General features: G+C 40.8%; 8 protein-coding genes. 5 read left to right on the forward strand and 3 right to left on the reverse strand.

Annotated elements, in window-relative coordinates:
* Positions 1-346 precede the first annotated feature (346 nt).
* From A1D16_RS20670 to A1D16_RS20690, 5 genes are all read left to right on the forward strand, one after another.
* Entirely contained in the window at positions 347-970 is a 624-nt protein-coding gene (locus A1D16_RS20670) for a bifunctional 4-hydroxy-2-oxoglutarate aldolase/2-dehydro-3-deoxy-phosphogluconate aldolase (protein ID WP_290713238.1), read from the forward strand.
* 9 nt (positions 971-979) lie between these two features.
* Positions 980-2,128 carry a galactonate dehydratase gene (dgoD, locus tag A1D16_RS20675; RefSeq protein ID WP_290713241.1) on the forward strand — a complete coding sequence of 383 codons (1,149 nt, stop codon included), beginning with the start codon at positions 980-982 and terminating at the stop codon, positions 2,126-2,128.
* A 27-nt stretch (positions 2,129-2,155) separates the two neighbouring features.
* The gene (locus tag A1D16_RS20680) at positions 2,156-3,112 is read left to right on the forward strand and encodes a 2-dehydro-3-deoxygalactonokinase (protein ID WP_290713244.1); all 957 of its coding nucleotides are present in this window, start codon (positions 2,156-2,158) and stop codon (positions 3,110-3,112) included.
* 86 nt (positions 3,113-3,198) lie between these two features.
* Positions 3,199-3,735 (forward strand): DUF2975 domain-containing protein, encoded by a 537-nt coding sequence (locus A1D16_RS20685; RefSeq protein ID WP_290713247.1) that lies wholly within the window; start codon positions 3,199-3,201, stop codon positions 3,733-3,735.
* 2 nt (positions 3,736-3,737) lie between these two features.
* On the forward strand, positions 3,738-3,965 hold the full coding sequence (locus A1D16_RS20690) for a helix-turn-helix transcriptional regulator (RefSeq protein WP_290713250.1): 228 nt from the start codon (positions 3,738-3,740) through the stop codon (positions 3,963-3,965).
* Between the two features lie 504 nt (positions 3,966-4,469).
* Here A1D16_RS20690 and qatD read toward each other — a convergent pair.
* The 3 genes from qatD to A1D16_RS20705 form a co-directional block, all read right to left on the reverse strand.
* On the reverse strand, positions 4,470-5,198 hold the full coding sequence (gene qatD, locus A1D16_RS20695) for a Qat anti-phage system TatD family nuclease QatD (protein ID WP_290713252.1): 729 nt from the start codon (positions 5,196-5,198) through the stop codon (positions 4,470-4,472).
* Positions 5,199-6,521 carry a Qat anti-phage system QueC-like protein QatC gene (gene qatC, locus A1D16_RS20700; protein WP_290713255.1) on the reverse strand — a complete coding sequence of 441 codons (1,323 nt, stop codon included), beginning with the start codon at positions 6,519-6,521 and terminating at the stop codon, positions 5,199-5,201.
* Positions 6,508-7,099: hypothetical protein (locus A1D16_RS20705; RefSeq protein ID WP_290713258.1), on the reverse strand; the 592-nt coding region annotated here is incomplete at its 5' end. The genes A1D16_RS20705 and qatC, both read right to left, overlap by 14 nt.

Here is a 7,099-nt window from a genome sequence, read left to right on the forward strand (position 1 = left end):
GACCAATCATTGGTTGTACCATTCAACAGGTATCGGGCAATTAAACCGGTTTCCCCGATTCCGTCGAGGATCTGGTCGCCATTTTGTGCCTTTACCTGGTGGCTGATGCCGGCTAAGAGCAGCAATAAGCAAAACCCGCTATAGAGCAGTTTCATGCATTTCATAGGCCTAAACTAGGAAGATCCCCCAAGTTCAGTTAAACCTATTTTAGCCGATGATCAAATGATTTTAACAGGTTGCCGGACAGGGCAATTGAGGGCGTTGGAATTGTAAATGATCGGAATAGGCGAGCCCTGATCGGTGTTTTCTTATTAACTTTCAACTCTATCGCATTATTCAATCATATATGTGCTTCATTCAGCAACTTACAAGCTTTAAAATAATTGCCATACTCAGGGGTTTGCCGGCAGATAAGGTAATTCCCGTGGCCGAAGTACTGCAGGAAGCGGGTATCCGGTTTATTGAAATAACCATGAATTCACCGGAGCCACTCAAAAACATAGAAAGGCTGGTTACTAAAATGGGAGATCAACTAAGGATTGGTGCCGGAACAGTACTAGATGTGAAGAGTGCCGCCGATGCTATAAAAGCTGGTGCCAGCTTTATCCTTTCGCCTATTGTGGACCTGGCCCTGATTGAGGCAACTAAAAAAATGGGCGCTATTAGTATTCCAGGTGCCTTCACTCCAACGGAGGTTTTTCTTGCACACAAAGCCGGTGCAGATATAGTAAAAGTATTTCCGGCTATTTCTCCTGCCTATATACGCGATCTGAAAGGCCCGTTGCCTCAAATTCCCTTATTACCAACCGGAGGTATTGTATTAAACAATAGCCGTGCCTACTTAGACGCCGGGGCCATTGGTTTGGGGGTTGGCAATGCATTGGTGAATAGCAGACAACCCGTTACAGATGCGTATTTAGCGGCCCTTAAAACCAACGCGCAACAATTTATTGAAGCCATTCATTCTTAAAGAGCATACATGAAGATCAGATGTTATGAACTTTTCCAGGTTCCTCCCAGGTGGTTGTTTTTAAAAATAGAAACCGATGAAGGCATCATTGGATGGGGAGAGCCGGTAATTGAAGGCAAAGCAGCTACTGTAAAAGCCTGTGTAGATGAATTGATGGAATACCTGGTAGGTAAGGATCCCATGCAGATCGAGGACCATTGGAACCTGCTATACCGGTCTGGATTTTATCGGGGCGGCCCTATTCTGATGAGCGCAATAGCCGGAATAGATCAGGCACTTTGGGATATTAAAGGTAAATTCTACCAGGCTCCCATTTACCAATTGCTGGGGGGCAAATGCAGAGATCGTATCAAAGTGTATTCCTGGATTGGTGGCGATCGTCCGGCTGAAACCGGAGCTGCTGCTAAAAAAATGGCCGACCAGGGTTTTCTTGCGGTAAAAATGAATGCAACGGAAGAACTGCAATATGTAGACAGTTACGACAAAATAGATCAGGCAGTTGCAAGAATTGCTGCGGTACGTGAAATGACCTCGCCTGATTTTGGGATTGGGGTGGATTTTCATGGCCGCGTTCATAAACCAATGGCCAAAATTCTGGCCAAAGAACTGGAGCCTTTTCGTCCAATGTTTATTGAAGAACCGGTGCTACCGGAGAATAATGAAGACCTGCGTGAAATTGCCCGGCATACGGCTATACCCATTGCAACCGGTGAACGCATGTTTTCGAAATGGCAATTTAAAACGCTGCTAACCGAGGGTTATGCAGATATCATTCAACCCGATCTTTCTCATGCGGGTGGCATAACGGAATGCAAAAAAATTCTTTCTATGGCAGAAGCATTTGATGTAGCTGCTGCGCCGCATTGTCCATTAGGACCCATTGCGCTGGCAGCTTGTCTGCAGGTAGATGCAACCTGTCATAATGCTTTTATCCAGGAACAAAGCCTGGGTATCCATTATAACCAGGGAAGTGATTTGCTGGATTATCTCGCCGATAAAACAGTGTTTGAATACGAGCAGGGATATGTTCGTATTCCTTCCAACCCAGGTTTAGGTATAGAAATAAATGAAGAACAGGTGCGTAAAATGGCGGCCATCGGTCATAACGGGAAAAATCCGGTTTGGCGGCATAAAGATGGCAGTATTGCCGAGTGGTAAGCAGGTATAAGTAACGAAATAATTCAGATGGAATTTTTTTTAAGTTGCGATTGGGGAACCAGTTCTTTCCGGTTGCGGTTGGTTCGGCTGCACGACCTTACCGTGGTGGGGGAAATTGTAAATGAGCAGGGTATTGCAGCTACCCATTTGTCCTGGTCTGAAATGCCTGCCCTGGCTGACCGGGTATACTGGTACAGCGCTGTGCTATTGAAAGCTATTGAAGAATTGCGCAGCAACCTGGGTATGGCCAGTTTAGCAGGTACACCGGTGGTTATATCCGGAATGGCCTCCTCCTCTATCGGTATGCTGGAGCTGCCCTATGCTGCTTTGCCGGTTCAGCTCGATGCAACGGGACTTATAACGAAATGGTGGCGCGGAAACGAACACGATTTTTTACTGATTTCCGGCCTTCGATCGGAGGAAGATACGATGCGGGGCGAAGAAACAAAGCTGGTGGGTATTATCGATCGTTTGCCGGTAGTAAATACGGAACAGTTCCTTCTTTTGCCGGGCACCCATCCGAAACATGTGCGGATCCGGAACCGGGCGCTGGTAGGTTTTAGGACCTATATGACCGGTGAGTTTTTTTCTTTGTTAGCGGGTTTCAGTATTTTATCTGAATCTATTGAAAAAGCAGGCAGTATAGCAGAACCCCTCGTTCGCAAAGTTTTTCTGAAGGCTGTTCGGCGAAGTCGTGAATTACCGCTACTGCATCATAGTTTTTTAGTACGAACCAACCAGGTTCTCTTACACCTGCCCAAAGAACAAAACTACTATTACCTCAGTGGTGTATTGATTGGCGAAGAATTGAAATCGGTGAATGCCGATGCGGTATTCCTGCTGGGAGGCGGTATGCATACATCCCTTTATAAGCTTGCCTGTGAAGAAATGGGTATTAAACTGGCAGGTGTATGGGATGCCGATGAGGCATTGATCCGCGGACAACGAACAATCTTAAGCAGGCAACCTGCCCCAGGTAACTGAGTACTTGTGCTGTTTTTTGAAATAAGCTATAAATTTATTGTTTATCATAAAATATTTATTATTTTTAAGCAATAATTGCAGCTTTTATGGCTAAGAATAAGAATTTTGTATTTATAAGTTTGCATATTGTTGCCTGGATCATTTTTGTTGGCTTGTGCATAGAAGCAAGCGGGTTGATAGTAAATTTTATTGTTAGCCTCTACAAACCTGAATTTGTAAAAAACCTGTATCAAAAACTGGACTTGACGGCATTGTATAGCCGAAGTAAATGGACCTTTTTTTCGCTGTATGGATTTATCCTGGTAGTTGCTTGTTTGAAAGCTTATTTATTTTATATTGTTGCTATGCTTATGCACAAAATAGATCTATCGAAACCGTTCAACCCTTTTGTTGCCGAACAGATTACGAAAATAGCATACTGCACATTTTCCATTGGTATACTAAGTTCAATAGCGAGGCAGGTAGCGAAAAATTTACAAGAAGAGGGGTATGTGCTCGATCAATTAAACCAGTTTTGGACAGACAGTGAGGCATTTGTTCTGATGGCAGGTATAATTTATATTATTGCTGTTATTTTTAAAAAAGGGGTTGATATTCAAAACGAAAACGATTTAACTGTTTAGCCATGCCAATCATAGTTAATTTAGATGTGATGATGGCAAAACGTAAAATTTCTCTGAACGAGCTTTCTGAAAGAGTTGATTTGACCTTATCGAATCTTTCCATCTTAAAAACGGGGAAGGCAAAGGCCATTCGATTTAGCACACTGGATGCTATTTGCAAGGCATTAGACTGTCAGCCAGGCGATATCCTGGAATACACCCCGGAGGAAAAAAAAGCCGGCAACCGTTAAAAAAGAGCCCTCCACCACTGTTAAGCGTTTGTTTAGTAAGTTATTACTGTTTCTTTTTTTTCTAGTTGGTTTCGGTTACCTGGGGTTATCTATTGTGCTGCAAAAAATATATTGTATCAGTTCGATCTGGCAAAAAACCAGTTGACCGCAACATAGGAGCAAGCTGCCAATAATATTGGGCTCTAAGAATGGGTAGGAGTACCCACAGACAAACTGAAATTTATAGGAACAAAAAAGGCGTTAAGTCAAGTTACTTAATGCCTTTTGTTTTAGTCGTCCTGTCGGCACAATTTTCGAACCATTTTATGGAAGATTTAAGAAAATTGATCTCGGAAAACAATTATTAAATAATTGATAGTTAATTTGTTGATAACTCAAGTGGAGAAGGCCTGGAATAAAAGAACTATTCAGTTTATTAGTTGTTCGAACTTTTCACATTTCTACATACAATATCCCAACAAGTATTAAGAGTCAATGTGATTACAGCGATTAATAACTATTTGCTCACTTCAATTTTTTAACGACTTTTTGAAAGTTTGACCAAATTATCTGTTTTACTTCATCATTTTTAAGCATCCATTCAGTAGCTAAAAAATCAACAACAGGCTGGACATGCCCAGGTCTAATCGGCAAATCGTTTTCCATAACAAAAGGACCATCCGTCTCCGTCAAAATAAAATTTCTTGGAACTTTTGAAATAATCTTTTTCCCTGACATTGATTTTACCATCGCAGGATTTATGGAGAAATAATAGCCTTGCTGAACTATTTCATCAATCAAGTTAATATCACCTGAATACCAGTGGAAAATGACATTCTTTATTTTATATTTCCTTAATAATTCTAAGACTTTTCTTTCGGCAAGTCTTGAGTGGATACTCAAAAGCTTTTTTTTATCTGAAACAATTTCTAATATTTTTTCGAAAGTATGAACCTGTATGTCTTTGGTATCAAAGCCTTCCTTTGAAAAATCCAATCCAACTTCACCTATATAAGAAGTTTTCTCAAGATTGCTTATGAATTTCGGGAACTCCTTCTTATGATGCGCTGTGTGTAGGGGATGCATTCCCAAAGCCTGCCTTACTTTATTTCGGTTCTGAAAAAATGGAATGCCCCTTTCAAAGTGACTTGGCAAATTTGTCATCGAAAGAATCGTATAGCCATACTTATCACATTCATTTAAAATTGATTCCGGCTTGGAGTATAAATCAATATGACAATGTGTATCCAACATTTAAACGCCTGCTTTTGATTTAATAGTTGAGTTGCCAACTTTTTTTACCCATTGTTTTAATTCCTCTCTCGTGCTCCAAACGACGTCAATATATTGATTGAGCTTTGAAAGGTTTTTCACACCATTTACAATTAACTCTTGTTTAATTTCTTCTTTGGTGATAGGATAGTTCAAATAATCTAAACAGGCGCCAACATCCTGTGACTTTTTGCTTAGGAACGGCGCCAGGGAATTTATTGTATTGCCATAGGTTGTTTCATCTGCTGTATTCTGCAGTGATGCCTGCCTATAAATACATGGCATACATATTCCACAATGTGAAGCTCCGGGTTTATGCCAATGTGCCCGGTGACCTCTTTTTCCGCAGGAGTTTGACATTTTAATTAATTTGGAAAGATTAGCCTGGTCTTTGCAAGAATTTACCATTTCTCCTTTCGTTTGAAATTCATAAGGATTTTGAATGTCAGTGGTAATTGATAAAGATTTCCAAATTGATAGAACATTGTCTAAAACGAAGGGATGAGTTGTTCTGGTACTACAGGAACTTCTTCTTGATGCGCTGAGAGGGAAGTTTAGAGATACAGTGCCATTTTCAGGAACAATTATGCTTTGAGAGTTTGTTGCCTGTGCCGCTATCAACGCTATTCCGATAAACAGGAGTGACCTGCTTCTAAATGTCGTTTCCCTGCCAACATTTGTGCTATCCAAGGTTACCCGAAGTGAAGGAATGTAGGCAAACTGGCCTGGGTACATCTTTTCAATTTCTGAAATCAAATCTTTTTGGTCTCCTTTCGGTCCACGCATTTGCGGGTCATAATGGGAAACATACAGGACCTTGTGTTTTGAGTTTTGCTTCAGAAAATCTAAGGCTCCGATAAGTGAATCCAAGCCACCAGATAGCAAGCTAACCTGTGCAAACGGAATGGAATATTCTTTGTCTAAGGTAGCCTTCGGCGCATCAACTGTTTCTTTCTTAAATCCAACGTCCCAATAATCTCCGGTTAAGAAAGATAATAACTTATTCAATCCTTCTTTACAGGTGCTCCATTTTTGCGGATCATGGACAGGGAAACTGACTTTCAACTCTCTTGACCAGCCATCTACTGAATTTTGCTTTCTCTCGACAAACCTGTCAATCCCATATACCGCAGCACTTATAGTAAAAAAGTCAAGAACCTCTTTACTGACGAGATTAGTAAATGGCAGTATTGTTTCTAAATCAATATCAAGTATGGAACGGCCCCCAGATTTGTCTACAATATCTATCGTACCTGCACCAGAGGATTTATCATAAGTAAGTTTGCCAACTTTAATTGTTTTCATCACAAATTATTTTAATTACAGAATCAAAGATTTTTTCTATCTCATTTTCCCCTGCATTTCCCTTCCAATCAATTTTAGCAACCGGCCTTTGAGTATTCAAAACTTTCACTTGACCGATTATATCTGCTTTAATTATTTTAAAGGTATCTTTTCCAATCTCCACTCCCTTTTGCTGTTTTACCTTCTCTTCAAATCTTTGTGATAAATGCTCGAAAATATATAGCCCCCAGAACTTACAAAGTAAATCTGCCAGACCTGTTCCTTCAAGATATTCTTTGACAAGTTGCTCAAACTTATCCAGGTCGTTTCCAGCCAAACCAGCAAGGTCTTTCATGATTTCGCAGGAAGCATTATTGGCAGCAGTTTCGTCCATCCCTTCATTGGAATCCGAACAAAACACAAGTAGATAGTCAAGAACCTCCTGAAACGTTTTCCCTTGTAAGGATCCAAAGCCAATATCAACTAAAGTATGCTCCAAGCCGTTGCTTCCGACTCCAGCAAAAAAACTTACAATTTTTCCGGCAGATTTTCTACCAGCCTTACCAATAGATGGTGATTTCCCACTACTTATTCTAGAC

This window comes from Flavihumibacter sp. CACIAM 22H1 (assembly GCF_001601815.1).
Classification (GTDB): domain Bacteria; phylum Bacteroidota; class Bacteroidia; order Chitinophagales; family Chitinophagaceae; genus Flavihumibacter.